We start from the raw sequence: 14,513 nt of genomic DNA on the forward strand, positions 1-14,513 counted from the left end.
ACATCTCATTAGTTGATTCCATCAGGAATGGTCGTGACGCGTCCGGAAAGTAATCGAGAGCAATGCGGCTACAGCCGTGAGTGGCGGTCGCGTTGGTTGCACGTGAATTTGTGTGTTTGTTAGCAACACATTCCCGCTGCATTGCGATCAATCCACGAAGATCGACCGATTATTACCATTTTACTATCGACAATTTGCCTCAGTTCTGCACCAATTGAGACGCTTCCGCGGAGGTTGCGGGAGACGAGTCATGCCCGCTGGGGAGCGGGCCAGGCAGAACAGCGGCACAAAGATGGTGAGGGCATAACGTCTCGGGTGGGGTGTTATGCGCATCGAGCCAATGATGAACGTTTGTGCGTTGCGGGACTGCTCTGGTACGCGATAGCGGGCGGGGTGAGTGGGCGTATTGATTCTGATCAAGGGGACAGAACATGACGTTGTTGCGTTGGACGGGAGTCCGTAGGGGAGGAATGCATGGCTACCATTGAAAGCGCGGGCACGCTCCCGGGCTCGCAAGCGGGGATCTTCGACCGTGAGCACACGGTCGCCAAGGCGGGGTTCAACCGCTGGCTGGTTCCTCCGGCTGCGCTGTGCATCCATCTGTGCATCGGCATGGCGTATGGCTTCTCGGTGTTCTGGCTGCCGCTGTCGCGCGCGATCGGCGTGACCAAGACCCAGGCCTGCCCGGACATGACCCTGGTGCAGGAGCTGTTCACGACGACCTGCGACTGGAAGGTCGCAAGCCTTGGCTGGATGTACACCCTGTTCTTCGTACTGCTGGGTGGCTCCGCGGCGGTCTGGGGTGGCTGGCTCGAGCGGGCCGGACCGCGCAAGGCGGGTGCCGTCGCGGCCTGCTGCTGGGGTGGCGGCCTGCTGATCGCAGCGCTTGGCATCTATGTGCACCAGCTCTGGATGATGTGGGTCGGCGCCGGCGTCATCGGCGGCATCGGCCTCGGCCTCGGCTACATCTCGCCGGTGTCGACCCTGGTGAAATGGTTCCCGGACCGGCGCGGCATGGCGACCGGCATGGCCATCATGGGCTTCGGCGGCGGCGCGATGATCGGTGCTCCGCTCGCCAACCTGCTGATGAACTACTTCAAGACCCCGACCTCGGTGGGTGTCTGGGAGACTTTCGTCACGATGGGCGTGATCTACTTCGTCTTCATGATGATCGGTGCCTTTGCCTATCGCGTCGCTCCGGTCGGTTGGCAGCCCGAAGGCTGGACGCCGCCTGCGGTCAAGAAGGCAATGATCTCGGAGCACCATGTGCATCTCGACAACGCGCACAAGACTCCGCAGTTCTGGCTGGTCTGGTGGGTGCTCTGCTTGAACGTGTCGGCAGGCATCGGCGTGATCGGCATGGCCTCGCCGATGCTGCAGGAGATCTTCGCCGGCAAGCTGATCGGTCTGCCCGACGTCAGCTTCAACCAGCTCGACGCCGGCCAGAAGGCCGCGATCGCGGGCATCGCGGCAGGCTTTGCCGGCCTGTTGTCGTTGTTCAACATCGGCGGCCGCTTCTTCTGGGCGTCGCTCTCGGATCACATCGGCCGCAAGAACACCTATTACTGCTTCTTCCTGATCGGCATCGTGCTCTATGCGCTGGCGCCGACCTTCGCAGCGATGGGGTCCAAGCTGCTCTTCGTGGGGGCCTTCGCCATCATCCTGTCGATGTATGGCGGCGGCTTCTCGACCGTACCTGCCTATCTGGCCGACCTGTTCGGAACCCAGTTCGTCGGTGCCATCCACGGCCGGCTGCTGACCGCCTGGGCGACAGCCGGCATCATCGGCCCGGTGGTCGTCAACTACATCCGCGAGTTCCAGCTCGCCGCCGGCGTGCCGCGCGACCAGCTGTACAACACGACGATGTATATTCTCTGCGCCATGCTGCTCGCCGGCCTGATCTGCAACTTCCTGATCAAGCCCGTCGATGACAAGTGGAACATGAGCGCGGACGAAGTCGCGAAGTACCAGGCGGAGCTCGCCAAGAACGAGTCGGCGATCCAGCACGGGTCGTTCGGCATCGGCAAGGGCGGCCTCGACGTCAAGGCCGCCCTGTTCTGGGCCTTCGTCGGCGTGCCGCTGGCCTGGGGCGTCTGGAAGACGTTGGAAAGCGCGGTCAAGATCTTCTGACCGATCGACGATGATACAAACGGGGCGGCCGGATCGGCCGCCCCTTTTTTTGCGCGGTGCTGCGCGGCCGCTAGGTGGAAGCTCGCTTACCGCGAAAGCGCCGAACCTCCTTGCACTTATTGATTTCCTATACGAGACGAATTCGGCCTCTCTCGCATTCCTACGCTGCTGGGCTCCATCTTCCGCCTTGCCGGCCGGATCTGGCGCCGGCCCGACGGAGAATGGACATGAGCGCGGTTGACCTGTTTCGCGAAGCCCGCGGCGCTATCGGCCTGAGAGCCATCCGGCGGCCGCATCCAATCAAGACGCTGCGCGGCATCTTCAGGACCATTCATGCCGCGATCGCCGCGGCCAAGCTGCGGCGCTTGCGCAACGAGCTGCTCTGTCGGCGCAGTTCCGTGGCGTCTCCGTCGCTGCCGGGTGATGCGAGAGTCCGGCCGCGGTCGCCGCAGATTGTTGACGACAAAGGGAGCTTCTGAACGATCGGTCCTCGCGGCACCGCGCGGTGGGCCCTCTCAACACCGGACCTCTTGCCTCCGTGACGCGGCTGCGGTGTGAGCGCTGAGCAGCGTCATGGCCTGCATGACGGCTGCCATCGTGGGAGAGTCCAAAGCTGTCAATGGCAGACGAACGCCGACAGCGATGAGCCCCTGGAGACTGAGCGCGTATTTGACTGCGGCCGGCGTATCGCGGCTGAACGCCTCGATCAGCGGCAGCAACTGATGATGCAGCCGTCGCGCAGCGCTCCAGCGGGCGCGCTGACAATAGGCGAAAAGCGCGCCGCAGAGCTGCGGTGCGACGTTGGCCACCAGCGAGATGTTGCCGTCGCCTCCGGCGGCTGCGAACGGCACCGCCGTCGCATCGTCGCCTGACAACAGGCGGAAGCCGACCGGAAGCCGCGATCGCAGATGTACGGTCCGTGCGATATCGCCGGTGCCGTCACGCAGGCCGACGAATTGCGCCCACCGCGCAAGGCGCACCAGTGTATCGTCGGGCAGTGCGCGTCCCGTGCGCGACGGGCAATCGTGCAGAATGACCGGCAGCGCCGTCGCGTCGCCGACGGCGCGGAAATGCGCGTAGATTCCCTCTGCCGTAGGTCGGTTGTAGTAAGGGACCACCGACATGATCGCATCCGCGCCGGCGGCTGCCGCCTGGCGGGTGTTCTGCACGGCCTGGAGCGTCGCGTTGGATCCTGCTCCGGCGATGACGTGGACCCGATTGGCGGCCGCCGTCACTGCCGTGCGAATGACCTGTTCGCGCTCTGCCGCGGTGAGCGTAGATGCTTCGCCTGCGGTCTCGCAGACCAGGATCGCGCTGGCGCCCGCTTCGATCTGCCGCTCGCACAGTCTGGCGAGCGCCGGGCGGTCGAGCGCACCATTGGCATCGAACGGGGTTGGAATGTCCGCGATGGTGCCGGCGAGCCAGCGTGCGGCCGATCCAGGCTGCATCCTGAGCGCATCGCTCATGCGACCGGTCGCCTTCCGCTCGCGAACAGCAGACCGATCGGAGCAAGCCGGCCATCGGCATCGAGCTCGATCGTGCGCGCGAGCTCGACGATGGTTTCCGGATGGTGGCCGTTCTCGAACAGCGCATATTTCATCGCCTCGGCGCGGCTCACGAACAGCCCGCCATAGAGCCCATTCTGCTCCTGGGCGACCCACTGGCCATGTCCGTTCTTGCCGATGAAGACGAGCGCGGGGGCCGGCATGTTGTACGATGGGGGTTCGAGACTTTTCACGGGACTGTTCCTTGTTGTGGTGTGAGCAGGCCGGTCGGAACGATCGGCGCTCATGGACGGCAATATCGAAGGCGAGGGGTAGGAATTCGAGATGGCGCCGCGTGCGATCGCATAAGAGCGGTGTAAGGGCGCTTAGTTTCCGGACGGCTGGATCAGCGCCATCACCGCGCAATAGAGCGCGGTGTAGCCGATCATCTCGTCCCAATGGTTCAGGCTCGCGGCGAACACGCGCTCCCGGCGCAGCGTCGCGAGCACGGCACACAGGATCGTCGTCATCCAGAGCAGGGCAGCGAGGCTGCGACCGAAGCCGATGCTGCCGAACGCGGCGAACAGGATGAGGACCAACATTCGTAGCAGAAATCGAAGCAGCACCCTGGCGGCCGGAAGCTCCGTGGCCTTGTCAGCGGAAAGCAACATCGCGGCAATGACGGCGGCTCAGAAATTGTCGCAGCAGAGCAGGTCGGCGACCGCCGGCTCCGTCGTGATGCCGCGCCTTGCGTCAGGCTGCGAGACGCTTGGCTCGAGACGGCGGGCTTCGGCCGCGGCGTGGAGAATGGCGAGGGCGAGATCGCTATGGCGGGCTTCAGCGCAACGATCGAGCCAGTCCGGCAATTCGCGCTGTTGCGACAATGCGCAGTGCCATTCGCCGTCGTCATAGGCAATGCGGCGAAGCTGCCATCGCGGCAGCTGCAACGCGACCAGTTCGAGCGCGGCATCGACGCGCGCCTCGGTCTCCAGCAATTTTGCGATCCGCAGCCGGCGCCGCCCGCGCGCCGACAAGGGTGAGACTCCCTCGTCGTCGTCAAGCAAAGCCGTCAGCATCGCCGTGGTGGTCTGCGCGAGCTGTGCCGGCTCCAGGACATCCGGTCGTGTTGTCAAGGCAGCCATGCTGGCCTCCCGTCGTCAGTGAGCGTTGGCCCGATGGGCCCTGATCGGCAATGTGGCCGACGGCGCCGTAGGAATGCGAGAGGGGCGGGGGCTGAGAGAAATAAGCGGCGCATAAAGATGCCTCGGTGCTGTGGCTGCCTCCATATGCGATCGCCGCGGCGACCAGGCGAAAGCCACTGCGGGAATGCCGTGGTCTTTATGAAATTCCTATAACTTTCCCGGCAGCGCTGTCTCGAAAACCTATGGTTCCGGATGCCATCTGTCGCGATGGAGCGGATCGTGGGGCACGGCGACGGGATGCTTGATCTATCACAAGTCGCGCGCCTCCGGCTGTCCTTACGCTTTGCGCGTCTCTCGCGCGCATGAGGAGCACACCATGCTTGACATCCTGATGCTGGCGCTGGCCGCCGGCTTCTTCGCCTTGGCGATCGGCTACACCTATGCCTGCGAGCGACTCTAGGAGACGGGCCATGATCTTCGACTATTCGCTCGCCGGCGCCGTGTCGCTCGGCCTTCTGTTCTATCTCACCTATGCGCTGCTGCGGCCCGAGCGGTTCTGACCGCCGGCTGTCGCGCCTTCAAGGACATATCCCATGACTGTGATCGGCTGGATCCAGATCCTGCTCTTTTGCGCCGTCATCGTCGCGCTCGCCAAGCCGCTCGGCTGGTACATGACGCGCGTCTTCAATGGCGAGCGCACCTTCCTCTCGCCGGTGCTGCGGCCGGTCGAATCCGCGATCTATTGGATCGGCGGCGTCGATGAGCGGCGCGAGCAGCATTGGCTGACCTACACGGTCGCGATGCTGCTGTTCCACGTCGGCGGCTTCCTGATCATCTACGGCGTGATGCGCTTGCAGGCCGTGCTGCCGTTCAATCCGGCCGGGCAGTCGGCGGTAGCCGAAGATCTGTCGTTCAACACCGCGATCAGCTTCCTCACCAATACCAATTGGCAGAACTACGGCGGTGAGAGCACGGTCTCCTATCTCGTGCAGATGCTCGGCCTGACGCACCAGAACTTCCTGTCGGCCGCCACCGGCATCGTGCTCGCGATGGCGCTGATCCGCGGATTTTCACGCGCCTCGGCGCGGACCGTCGGCAATTTCTGGGTCGATGTCGTCAGATGCACGCTCTATGTGCTGCTGCCGCTCTGCATCGTCTACACGCTGTTCCTGGTCTGGCAGGGCATCCCGCAGACGCTCGGGCCCTATATCGAGGCGACCACGCTGGAAGGGGCGAAGCAGACCATCGCGGTCGGCCCGGTGGCCTCGCAGGTCGCGATCAAGATGCTCGGCACCAATGGCGGCGGCTTCTTCAATGCCAACGCCGCGCATCCGTTCGAGAACCCGACTGCGCTGTCGAACTTCATCCAGATGCTCTCGATCTTCGCGCTCGGCGCCGCGCTCACCAACGTGTTCGGCCGCATGGTCGGCAACCAGCGCCAGGGCTGGGCGATCCTCGCCGTGATGGGCGTGCTGTTCATCGCCGGCGTCGCCGTCACCTACTGGGCCGAGGCCAGCGGCAGCAATGTGCTCAACGCGCTCGGCCTGACCGGCGGCAACATGGAGGGCAAGGAGGTCCGCTTCGGCATCGTCGCCTCGTCGCTGTTCGCCGTGATCACCACGGCGGCGTCCTGCGGCGCCGTCAACGCCATGCATGACAGCTTCACCGCGCTCGGCGGCATGATCCCGCTCATCAACATGCAGCTCGGCGAGATCATCGTCGGTGGCGTCGGCGCCGGCCTCTACGGCATGCTGCTGTTCGTCGTGCTCGCGATCTTCGTCGCCGGCCTGATGGTCGGGCGCACGCCGGAATATGTCGGCAAGAAGATCGAGGCCCGCGAGGTCAAGATGGCGATGCTGGCAATCTTGGTGCTGCCGCTGATGTATCTCGGCTGGACCGCGGTCGCCGTGGTGCTGCCCTCGGCCGTCGCCTCGATGGCCAATGCCGGTCCGCACGGCTTCACCGAGGTGCTCTATGCCTACACCTCCGCGACCGCCAATAACGGCTCGGCCTTCGGCGGTCTCACCGGCAACACCTTCTTCTACAATCTGACGCTCGCGTCTTCGATGTTCGTCGGCCGCTTCTTCATGATCGTCCCGGCGATGGCGATCGCGGGCTCGCTCGCCGCGAAGAAGTCGATCCCGCCCTCGGCGGGCACGTTGCCGACCACCGGCGGGCTGTTCGTCGGTCTCGTCGTCGGCGTCATCCTGATCATCGGCGGCCTCACCTTCTTCCCCGCTCTCGCCCTCGGTCCGATCGTCGAGCATCTCGCGATGACCGCCGGCACCGTGTTCTGATCCGGAGCAATCTCCATGGAAACCATGAAACTGCAGAAGCGCTCGTCGATGTCGACGATGCTCGACCCGAAGATCGTGCTGCCGGCCATCAAGGCGGCGCTCGTCAAGCTCGACCCGCGGTTGATGATCAGGAACCCCGTGATGTTCGTGGTCGAGGTCGTCGCCGCGCTCACCACGGTGATCTTCCTGCGCGACGTCGTCATCGGCGGAGCGAACCTCGGCTTCACCTTCCAGATCATTCTTTGGCTGTGGTTCACCGTGCTGTTCGCCAATTTCGCCGAAGCGGTCGCCGAAGGCCGCGGCAAGGCGCAGGCGGATTCGCTGCGCAAGACTCGCACCGAGAGCCAGGCCAAGCTGCTGACGGGCACGAACCCGGCCGATCACAGCTACAAGCTCGTGCCCGGCACCAGCCTGAAGGTCGGCGACATCGTGCTGGTCGAGGCCGGCGACACCATCCCCTCCGACGGCGAGGTGATCGAAGGCGTCGCCTCGGTCAACGAGGCCGCCATCACCGGCGAGTCCGCTCCCGTCATCCGCGAATCCGGCGGCGACCGCTCGGCGGTGACCGGCGGCACCCAGGTCCTGTCGGACTGGATCCGCGTCAAGATCACGGCGGCGCAAGGCTCGACCTTCATCGACCGCATGATCAAGCTGGTCGAAGGTGCGGAGCGGCAGAAGACGCCGAACGAGATCGCGCTCAACATCCTGCTCGCCGGCCTCACCATCATCTTCGTGTTCGCGACCGTGACCATCCCGAGCTACGCGGCCTATGCCGGCGGCTCGATCTCGGTGGTGGTGCTGGTGGCGCTGTTCGTGACCCTGATCCCGACCACGATCGGCGCGCTGCTGTCGGCGATCGGCATCGCCGGCATGGACCGCCTGGTGCGCTTCAACGTGCTGGCGATGTCGGGCCGCGCGGTCGAGGCCGCCGGCGACGTCGATACGCTGCTGCTCGACAAGACCGGCACCATCACGCTCGGCAATCGCCAGGCGACTGCATTCCGTCCCGTCAGGGGCGTGAGCGAGCAGGAGCTCGCCGACGCGGCGCAGCTCGCATCGCTCGCCGACGAGACACCGGAGGGCCGCTCGATCGTGGTGCTCGCGAAGGACAAATACGGCATCCGCGGCCGCGACATGGCCGAGCTCGGCGCGACCTTCGTGCCGTTCACGGCGCAGACCCGCATGAGCGGCGTCGATGCCGGCGGCTCCTCGGTGCGCAAGGGGGCGGTCGACGCCATCCTCAACTCCATCGGCGGTGGCCCGACCCAGCCCGTCTCCGGCAACACGGTGCGTGCGGTCCAGCCGGTCGAGAGCGAGCTTGTCCGCGAGATCCGTGCAATCTCCGACGACATCGCCAAATCCGGCGGCACGCCGCTCGCGGTCGCCAGGGACGGGCGCCTGCTCGGCGTCGTCCAGCTCAAGGACATCGTCAAGGGCGGCATCCGCGAACGCTTCGCCGAGCTGCGCCGGATGGGCATCCGCACCATCATGATCACCGGCGACAACCCGATGACCGCGGCGGCGATCGCCGCCGAAGCCGGCGTCGATGATTTCCTGGCGCAGGCGACGCCTGAGGACAAGCTCAGGCTGATCCGCGACGAGCAGGCCAAGGGCAAGCTGGTGGCGATGTGCGGCGACGGCACCAATGACGCGCCGGCGCTGGCGCAGGCCGATGTCGGCGTCGCCATGAACACTGGCACGCAGGCCGCGCGCGAGGCCGGCAATATGGTCGACCTCGACTCCAACCCGACCAAGCTGATCGAGGTGGTGGAGATCGGCAAGCAGCTATTGATGACGCGCGGCGCGCTGACGACATTCTCGATCGCCAACGACGTCGCCAAGTATTTCGCGATCATCCCGGCAATGTTTCTGGCGTTCTACCCGCAGCTCAACGTGCTGAACGTCATGAACTTGGCGAGCCCGCAGAGCGCGATCCTGTCGGCGATCATCTTCAACGCGCTCGTCATCATCGCACTGATCCCGCTGGCGCTGAAGGGCGTCGCCTACCGCGCCATCGGCGCCGGCGCGTTGCTCGGCCGTAACCTGATGATCTACGGCTTAGGCGGCATCATCATCCCCTTCATCGGCATCAAGGCGATCGACCTGATCGTGACCGCCTTGCATTTGGCTTGACCACTTACCGGCGTCATTGCGAGCGAAGCGAAGCAATCCAGAGTCCCGCGCGCAGCCCTGGATTGCTTCGTCGCTTCGCTCCTCGCAATGACGGAGAAAAATAGGAGACACCGATGCTCAAAGAAATCCGTCCCGCCATCTTTGTCCTGCTCGCCCTCACGCTCATCACGGGCTTGATCTACCCGCTCGCCATGACCGTCGTCGCCGGCACCATCTTTCCGGCGCAGGCCGAAGGCAGCCTGATCACGCGCAACGGCCAGGTGATCGGCTCGGCGCTGATCGGCCAGGAGTTCAAGGACGACAAATATTTCCACGGCCGTCCGTCGGCGACCTCGGCAGCCGATCCGAACGATGCGACCAAGACCGTGCCGGCACCCTACAACGCCGCCAACTCGTCCGGCTCCAATCTGGGCCCGACCAGCAAGGCGCTGGCCGACCGCGTCAAGGAGGACGTCGACAAGCTGAAGGCGGAGAATCCCGCGCAGGCCGTGCCGGTCGATCTGGTGACGACCTCGGCGAGCGGGCTCGATCCGGACATCTCGCCGGAGGCGGCGCTGTTCCAGGTGCCGCGGGTGGCCAAGGCGCGCGGCTTGCCGGAGGCAAGCGTCCAGGCCGTGATCGCCCGGCAGACCCAGGGCCGTCTGCTCGGACTGCTCGGCGAACCCCGCGTTAACGTGCTTGCGCTCAATCTGGCACTCGACGCTGCCAAACCGCAGTGACGCCCTGAAGGTCTTGGCCTTGAAGGTCTTGGCCTTGAAGGTCTTGGCCTTGGCGCCGAGGTCCCTCCGTCTATAATGCCGCATGGCCAGTCAACGCCGCGATCCTGACCAACGTCCCTCGCCGGAAGCCCTGCTCGAAGCGGCCCGGCGGGAGGACAGTCCTGCCGGCAAGCTCAAGATCTTCGTCGGCGCCGCCCCCGGCGTCGGCAAGACCTATGAGATGCTGTCGAGCGCGCATGCCAAGCTGAGGGCCGGCGTCGACGTCGTGATCGGCTTCGTCGAGACCCATGGCCGCGCCGAGACCGAGGCGCTGGTGCGCGGCCTGGAGGTCGTCCCGCGCAAACATATTTCCTACAAGGACCAGATCGTCGAGGAGATGGATCTGGATGCCGTGATCGCGCGCCGCCCCAAGCTCGCGATCGTCGACGAGCTTGCGCACACCAATGCCGCCGGCAGCCGCCACCCCAAGCGCTATCTCGACGTCGAGGAGCTGCTGTCGCACGGCATCGATGTCTACACCGCGGTCAACGTCCAGCACATCGAGAGCCTCAACGACGTCGTCGCCCAGATCACTCATGTGCGCGTACGCGAAACCGTCCCGGACTCGATCCTCGACCGCGCCGACGCCATCGAGCTGATCGACCTCACGCCCGACGATCTGATCCAGCGGCTGAAGGAGGGCAAGGTCTATGTCCCCAAACAGGCCGAGCGCGCGCTGGAGCATTATTTCTCGCCTGGCAATCTGACCGCGCTGCGCGAGCTCGCGCTGCGCCGGACGGCCGAGCGCGTCGACGAGCAACTGCTCACCCACATGCAGGCCAATGCCATCGCCGGGCCCTGGGCGGCCGGCGAGCGGATCCTCGTCTGCGTGTCGGAGGATCCGCGGGCGACAGGGCTGGTGCGCTACACCAAGCGGCTCGCCGACCGTGTCCACGCGCCGTGGACCGCCGTTACCATCGAGACCCGGCGCAACCTGCAGCTCACCGACAAGCAGCGCGACCGGCTCGCAGATACGCTGCGGCTGGCCGAGACCCTCGGCGGCGAGGCGCTGACGATTCCGGGCGTCGGCCGGCGCATCGCGGATGACCTCATCAGCTTCGCGCAGGCCAACAACGTCACCCAGATCATCATCGGCAAGTCGAGCCGCTCGCGCCTGTTCGAGATCATCAGGGGCTCGGTGGTGCATGACCTCGTCAGGCGCGCCGGCAACATCAGCATCCACGTGATCGCCGGCGAGGAGGCGCCGGACACGCCGAGCCCGTCGGTGCAGACGCGCCCGCGCAGCGAGCCGCTGCAGCCAAAGCCCTATCTGATGGCGCTGCTGATCACGGCTGTCGGCCTCGGCCTCGCCGAGCTCATCCAGCCCTTCTTCGGTATCGAGAACGTCGATCTGGTGTTCCTGACCGCCGTGGTCGGCGTCGCCGCGCGTTACGGTCTTGGGCCGTCGCTGCTGGCGAGCCTCGCCGCCTCGCTCTGCTACAACTTCTTCTTCCTGCCGCCGCTGTATACGTTCACGATCACCGATCCGACCAACATCGGCGCGTTCTTCTTCTTCATGCTGATCGCCATCCTGGTGTCCAACGTCGCCGCGCGCGTGCGCGTTCAGGCGGATTCGGCCACCCAGCGCATCCGGACCACCGAGCAGCTCTACGCCTTCAGCCGCAAGCTCGCGGGCACCGCGACCCTCGACGACGTGCTGTGGGCGACGGCCTATCAGGCGGCGTTGATGCTGAAGGTGCGGGTGGTGCTGCTGCTGCCGCAGGACGGCAAGCTCACGGTCATGACCGGCTACCCGCCGGAGGATCAGCTCGACGACGCCGACCTCGCCGCTGCGAGCTGGGCCTGGAGCAACGACCGCGCAGCGGGCCGCGGCTCCGACACGCTGCCCGGCGCCAAGCGCCTGTTCCTGCCGATGCGCACCGGGCGCGGCTCGATCGGTGTCATCGGCATCGACGACGATCGCACCGGGCCGCTGCTGACGCCGGACCAGCGCCGCCTGCTCGATGCCCTGGTCGATCAGGGCGCGCTCGCGATCGAGCGCGTGCTGCTGGTCGAGGACATGGACAAGGTCAAGCGCACCATGGAGCAGGACCGGCTGCGTTCGGCGCTGCTCACCTCGATCTCGCACGATCTGAAGACGCCGCTCGCCTCCGTGCTCGGCGCGGCTTCGACGATGCGCGATCTGGCCGCCAGGCTGTCCGACAAGGAGAAGCTCGACCTGCTCGCCACCGTCATCGACGAATCCGAGCGGCTCAACCGCTTCATCGCCAATCTCCTGGACATGACCAAGCTGGAATCGGGCGCGATCGTGCCGAACGCCGCGCTCCACGACGTCGGCGAGATCGTCGGCAGCGCGCTGCGGCGCGCGGGCAAGATCCTCGCCGGTCATCATGTCTCGCTGGAGCTGGCGCCCGATCTGCCGATGGTCGAGGTCGACGCGGTGCTGTTCGAGCAGGTGCTGTTCAATCTGCTGGACAACGCCGCCAAATATGCGCCTCCCGAGACCTCGATCGCGATCCGTGCGGCCCGCGACAACAACTGGGTCGTGCTCGAGATCCGTGACGAAGGCGACGGCATTCCCGCCGCGGAGGTCGAGCACGTGTTCGACAAGTTCTATCGCGTGCAGAAGGGCGACCAGGTGCGGCCCGGCACGGGGCTGGGGCTCGCGATCTCGCGCGGCTTCATCGAGGCGATGCATGGCCGCATCTTCGCCGGCAACCGCACCGATCGGCGCGGCGCGGTCCTCACCATCCGCCTGCCGGTGCCGGCGCAGGCCAGACCGCTGGATACGGCCGCATGACCGGCGCTCCGATCAAGGTGCTCGTGATCGACGACGAGCCGCCGATCCGCAAGCTGCTGCGGATGGGCCTGACCACGCAGGGCTACGAGATTCTCGAAGCCTCGAACGGCAGGATTGCGCTGGATCTGTTGGGCCAGGAGCCGGCGCTGATCATTCTCGACCTTGGCCTGCCCGACATCGACGGGCTCGAGCTGCTGCGTACCATCCGTGGCCGCAACGAGGCTGTGCCGGTCGTGGTGCTGTCCAGCCGCGGCGACGAGGCGGGCAAGGTCCAGGCGCTCGATCTCGGCGCCGACGACTACATCACCAAGCCGTTCGGCATGGATGAGTTGCTGGCGCGGCTGCGCGCGGCGTTGCGGCATCAGTTGCAGGTGCAGGGCGAGCGTCCGGTGTTCCGCTCCGGCGATCTCTCCGTCGATCTCGTCCGCCGCATCGTCAAGGTCGGCGAGCGCGAGATCAAGCTGTCGCCCAAGGAGTACGATCTGCTCCGCGTCCTGGTGCAGCACGCCGGCAAGGTGCTGACGCACCGCTTCCTGCTCAAGGAGCTGTGGGACGAATTGACCGACGCGCAATATCTGCGCGTCTATGTGCGTCAGCTCAGGCAGAAGATCGAGGCCGATCCCGAGCGCCCGCAATTCGTATTGACCGAGACCGGCATCGGCTATCGGCTGCGCGCGCCGGACTGAGCTTGGCCGTATCGGCCGACTGGTCCTATGTGTCAGGGGCGTTGACATCGCCATTCGATGGGCGAGCTTGCGTGTCCCGCGGGCGGCATCAGCTCGTTTCGTTAAATTTACGAGCAATTTTGACCAACCGGTCATGTCGCGCTGCGGCACAGTACGTCCGCAGGCGCCCGTTCTCTGGATCAACGGATGATCGAGACTGCGGTCGTGCCACCTGATCGGCGCAGCTGATCGTGCGTTTGCATGCACGATGGTGTAAACACGGGACGTGCCATGTCTCGGCTTGTCAGAACGCGATCTGAATTTTGGGGGGCGAGGCTGCCGACTGCGGCGCAGAGATTGTCATCGGCGATACCGGGAAGAGCATCATGCCCGAAATTCATCTCAATCAAGGTCAGCCCGACGCGTTGTTCTTGGCTCCCATCAGTGAGGTCGGTCATGGAAGAATACATTCATCTGCAGAACCTCATCCTGTTCAGGAAACGTCTCGCTGAATTCAACGATGAGTCCAAGCGGACGGTGCTCCTGAAATTGCTGACTGAGGAAGAGGCCAGGGACGCATCATTCGGAACGTCGCCTTGTCCAGTTGCGCCTCATGCGGCGGATCAGAACGTCTGATTGGCTTCTCGGTCTATCCGTCATCGAAGCGACGAGCGCGAAGCTGCATTGGAATCTCGATGTATCGACGGGCTTCGATTCCCGCGATCGTGAAAGCATGTGTGGAGGTACGCGGCATCAGCTTGCGCTTTGGAACTTTCGTCTCGCCGACGCGGTTTACGTGTCGCAATCGGGAGGATGTTCATGGCACGACAATACTCGCGCAAGGCATCGGCCAAGGTCGGCCGGGCGATGAAGAAGCGCAAGGCCGGCACGCTGCGCAGCGGCGGTTCCGGTCGCAAGGTCAAGAGCCGCAAGCAGGCCATCGCGATCGGCCTGTCGGAGGCGCGCCGCGAGGGCAAGAAGGTGCCGCCGAAGAAGAGCGCGCGGACATCGGCGAAGAAGTCATCGAAAAAGACAACCAAGAAGGCATCGAGCAAGAAGACCACGAAGAAGACCAGCCGGAAGACAGCAAAGAAATCATCGAAGAAAAGCTGAGGCTCGGGATTGTGCCGCCTTGCGCTCATC

Annotated in this window: 16 protein-coding genes; 11 read left to right on the forward strand and 5 right to left on the reverse strand. The window is 65.1% G+C overall.

Going from position 1 to position 14,513, the window contains the following annotated elements:
* Window positions 1-474 precede the first annotated feature (474 nt).
* Both QX124_RS05985 and QX124_RS05990 read left to right on the forward strand, forming a co-directional pair.
* Complete coding sequence (locus QX124_RS05985; RefSeq protein WP_315755233.1) at window positions 475-2,130, forward strand: OFA family MFS transporter; 1,656 nt, start codon at window positions 475-477, stop codon at window positions 2,128-2,130.
* A 221-nt stretch (window positions 2,131-2,351) separates the two neighbouring features.
* Window positions 2,352-2,609, forward strand: a complete 258-nt coding sequence (locus tag QX124_RS05990) for a hypothetical protein (RefSeq protein WP_315782061.1) — start codon at window positions 2,352-2,354, stop codon at window positions 2,607-2,609.
* Window positions 2,610-2,645: 36 nt separating this feature from the next.
* Here the strand turns inward: QX124_RS05990 and dapA are convergent, their stop codons facing one another.
* The 4 genes from dapA to QX124_RS06010 form a co-directional block, all read right to left on the reverse strand.
* A complete protein-coding gene (gene dapA / locus QX124_RS05995; RefSeq protein WP_315771956.1) occupies window positions 2,646-3,596 on the reverse strand; it encodes a 4-hydroxy-tetrahydrodipicolinate synthase in 951 nt (316 codons plus the stop codon).
* Entirely contained in the window at window positions 3,593-3,868 is a 276-nt protein-coding gene (locus tag QX124_RS06000; protein ID WP_315771958.1) for a hypothetical protein, read from the reverse strand. Before QX124_RS06000 ends, dapA begins: the two co-directional genes overlap by 4 nt.
* 132 nt (window positions 3,869-4,000) lie before the next feature.
* Complete coding sequence (locus tag QX124_RS06005) at window positions 4,001-4,285, reverse strand: hypothetical protein (RefSeq protein WP_315771960.1); 285 nt, start codon at window positions 4,283-4,285, stop codon at window positions 4,001-4,003.
* Between the two features lie 18 nt (window positions 4,286-4,303).
* Window positions 4,304-4,756, reverse strand: a complete 453-nt coding sequence (locus tag QX124_RS06010) for a hypothetical protein (protein WP_315771961.1) — start codon at window positions 4,754-4,756, stop codon at window positions 4,304-4,306.
* A 301-nt stretch (window positions 4,757-5,057) separates the two neighbouring features.
* Between QX124_RS06010 and QX124_RS06015 the strand changes: the two genes are divergently transcribed.
* The 7 genes from QX124_RS06015 (at window position 5,058) to QX124_RS06045 (ending at window position 13,391) form a co-directional block, all read left to right on the forward strand.
* On the forward strand, window positions 5,058-5,216 hold the full coding sequence (locus QX124_RS06015; protein ID WP_315771963.1) for a hypothetical protein: 159 nt from the start codon (window positions 5,058-5,060) through the stop codon (window positions 5,214-5,216).
* A 10-nt stretch (window positions 5,217-5,226) separates the two neighbouring features.
* Complete coding sequence (locus QX124_RS06020; protein WP_018454042.1) at window positions 5,227-5,316, forward strand: K(+)-transporting ATPase subunit F; 90 nt, start codon at window positions 5,227-5,229, stop codon at window positions 5,314-5,316.
* 33 nt (window positions 5,317-5,349) lie between these two features.
* Window positions 5,350-7,053, forward strand: a complete 1,704-nt coding sequence (gene kdpA, locus QX124_RS06025; protein WP_315796640.1) for a potassium-transporting ATPase subunit KdpA — start codon at window positions 5,350-5,352, stop codon at window positions 7,051-7,053.
* A 15-nt stretch (window positions 7,054-7,068) separates the two neighbouring features.
* Complete coding sequence (gene kdpB, locus QX124_RS06030) at window positions 7,069-9,186, forward strand: potassium-transporting ATPase subunit KdpB (RefSeq protein ID WP_315796641.1); 2,118 nt, start codon at window positions 7,069-7,071, stop codon at window positions 9,184-9,186.
* Between the two features lie 113 nt (window positions 9,187-9,299).
* Entirely contained in the window at window positions 9,300-9,905 is a 606-nt protein-coding gene (locus QX124_RS06035) for a K(+)-transporting ATPase subunit C (RefSeq protein ID WP_315796642.1), read from the forward strand.
* An 82-nt stretch (window positions 9,906-9,987) separates the two neighbouring features.
* The gene (locus QX124_RS06040) at window positions 9,988-12,705 is read left to right on the forward strand and encodes a sensor histidine kinase KdpD (protein WP_315796643.1); all 2,718 of its coding nucleotides are present in this window, start codon (window positions 9,988-9,990) and stop codon (window positions 12,703-12,705) included.
* Window positions 12,702-13,391 (forward strand): response regulator transcription factor, encoded by a 690-nt coding sequence (locus QX124_RS06045; RefSeq protein WP_315775903.1) that lies wholly within the window; start codon window positions 12,702-12,704, stop codon window positions 13,389-13,391. Before QX124_RS06040 ends, QX124_RS06045 begins: the two co-directional genes overlap by 4 nt.
* A 179-nt stretch (window positions 13,392-13,570) precedes the next feature.
* Here QX124_RS06045 and QX124_RS06050 read toward each other — a convergent pair whose 3' ends face one another.
* Entirely contained in the window at window positions 13,571-13,828 is a 258-nt protein-coding gene (locus QX124_RS06050) for a hypothetical protein (RefSeq protein WP_315771968.1), read from the reverse strand.
* Between QX124_RS06050 and QX124_RS06055 the strand changes: the two genes are divergently transcribed.
* Window positions 13,827-14,006, forward strand: coding sequence for a hypothetical protein (locus QX124_RS06055; RefSeq protein WP_315738670.1), 180 nt, complete (start codon window positions 13,827-13,829; stop codon window positions 14,004-14,006). The two genes, QX124_RS06050 and QX124_RS06055, sit on opposite strands and share 2 nt — an antisense overlap.
* 183 nt (window positions 14,007-14,189) lie before the next feature.
* On the forward strand, window positions 14,190-14,483 hold the full coding sequence (locus tag QX124_RS06060) for a DUF6496 domain-containing protein (protein ID WP_315738669.1): 294 nt from the start codon (window positions 14,190-14,192) through the stop codon (window positions 14,481-14,483).
* Window positions 14,484-14,513 lie beyond the last annotated feature (30 nt).

It is taken from the genome of Bradyrhizobium sp. SZCCHNRI3043, from assembly GCF_032377735.1.
Lineage (GTDB): Bacteria > Pseudomonadota > Alphaproteobacteria > Rhizobiales > Xanthobacteraceae > Bradyrhizobium.

Coding starts and splice junctions, on each gene's coding strand:
- QX124_RS05985 (WP_315755233.1), top strand. CDS start 475: ATGGCTACCATTGAAAGCGCGGGCACGCTCCCGGGCTCGCAAGCGGGG.
- QX124_RS05990 (WP_315782061.1), top strand. CDS start 2,352: ATGGACATGAGCGCGGTTGACCTGTTTCGCGAAGCCCGCGGCGCTATC.
- dapA (WP_315771956.1), bottom strand. CDS start 3,596: ATGAGCGATGCGCTCAGGATGCAGCCTGGATCGGCCGCACGCTGGCTC.
- QX124_RS06005 (WP_315771960.1), bottom strand. CDS start 4,285: ATGTTGCTTTCCGCTGACAAGGCCACGGAGCTTCCGGCCGCCAGGGTG.
- QX124_RS06010 (WP_315771961.1), bottom strand. CDS start 4,756: ATGGCTGCCTTGACAACACGACCGGATGTCCTGGAGCCGGCACAGCTC.
- QX124_RS06020 (WP_018454042.1), top strand. CDS start 5,227: ATGATCTTCGACTATTCGCTCGCCGGCGCCGTGTCGCTCGGCCTTCTG.
- kdpA (WP_315796640.1), top strand. CDS start 5,350: ATGACTGTGATCGGCTGGATCCAGATCCTGCTCTTTTGCGCCGTCATC.
- kdpB (WP_315796641.1), top strand. CDS start 7,069: ATGGAAACCATGAAACTGCAGAAGCGCTCGTCGATGTCGACGATGCTC.
- QX124_RS06035 (WP_315796642.1), top strand. CDS start 9,300: ATGCTCAAAGAAATCCGTCCCGCCATCTTTGTCCTGCTCGCCCTCACG.
- QX124_RS06040 (WP_315796643.1), top strand. CDS start 9,988: ATGGCCAGTCAACGCCGCGATCCTGACCAACGTCCCTCGCCGGAAGCC.
- QX124_RS06045 (WP_315775903.1), top strand. CDS start 12,702: ATGACCGGCGCTCCGATCAAGGTGCTCGTGATCGACGACGAGCCGCCG.
- QX124_RS06055 (WP_315738670.1), top strand. CDS start 13,827: ATGGAAGAATACATTCATCTGCAGAACCTCATCCTGTTCAGGAAACGT.
- QX124_RS06050 (WP_315771968.1), bottom strand. CDS start 13,828: ATGACCGACCTCACTGATGGGAGCCAAGAACAACGCGTCGGGCTGACC.
- QX124_RS06060 (WP_315738669.1), top strand. CDS start 14,190: ATGGCACGACAATACTCGCGCAAGGCATCGGCCAAGGTCGGCCGGGCG.